Raw genomic sequence first — 1023 nt, forward strand, 5'->3', positions numbered from 1 at the left:
TTCACGAGGCGCTACCTAAATAGCTTTCGGGGAGAACCAGCTATCTCCCGGTTTGATTGGCCTTTCACCCCCAGCCACAAGTCATCCGCTAATTTTTCAACATTAGTCGGTTCGGTCCTCCAGTTAGTGTTACCCAACCTTCAACCTGCCCATGGCTAGATCACCGGGTTTCGGGTCTATACCCTGCAACTTAACGCCCAGTTAAGACTCGGTTTCCCTGCGGCTCCCCTATACGGTTAACCTTGCTACAGAATATAAGTCGCTGACCCATTATACAAAAGGTACGCAGTCACCCCACCCCAAAACGCTCCACTGCCTGATTTTTGATGTTGAACGTCGCTTACGCTCCGTTAACCGTCCATCGCGCTGTCGTTACGCATTTTGCGCACCACGCAAAGCGAAACGCTTTGGTGGTGGGGCTCCTACTGCTTGTACGTACACGGTTTCAGGTTCTTTTTCACTCCCCTCGCCGGGGTTCTTTTCGCCTTTCCCTCACGGTACTGGTTCACTATCGGTCAGTCAGGAGTATTTAGCCTTGGAGGATGGTCCCCCCATATTCAGACAGGATACCACGTGTCCCGCCCTACTCTTCGAGTTCACAACCTGTGTGTTTTAGTGTACGGGAGTATCACCCTGTACCCTGCGACTTTCCAGACGCTTCCACTAACACACAAGCTGATTCAGACTCCGGGCTGCTCCCCGTTCGCTCGCCGCTACTGGGGGAATCTCGGTTGATTTCTTTTCCTCGGGGTACTTAGATGTTTCAGTTCCCCCGGTTCGCCTCGTTAACCTATGTATTCAGTTAACGATAGTGCAACGAATTGCACTGGGTTTCCCCATTCGGACATCGCCGGCTGTAACGGTTCATATCACCTTACCGACGCTTTTCGCAGATTAGCACGTCCTTCATCGCCTCTGACTGCCAGGGCATCCACCGTGTACGCTTAGTCGCTTAACCTCACAACCCGAAGATGTTTCGTAAAACATCGTCGTGTCGCGAAAATTTGAGAGACTCGAACACAC

General features: G+C 51.8%; 1 rRNA gene. It reads right to left on the bottom strand.

Annotated features, from left to right (window positions below):
* Positions 1–958, bottom strand: a 23S ribosomal RNA gene (locus ABLU96_RS11490); the annotation flags it as partial.
* Positions 959–1023: the final 65 nt, after the last annotated feature.

This window comes from Klebsiella sp. CN_Kp106 (genome assembly GCF_040064575.1).
Lineage (GTDB): Bacteria > Pseudomonadota > Gammaproteobacteria > Enterobacterales > Enterobacteriaceae > Klebsiella > Klebsiella michiganensis.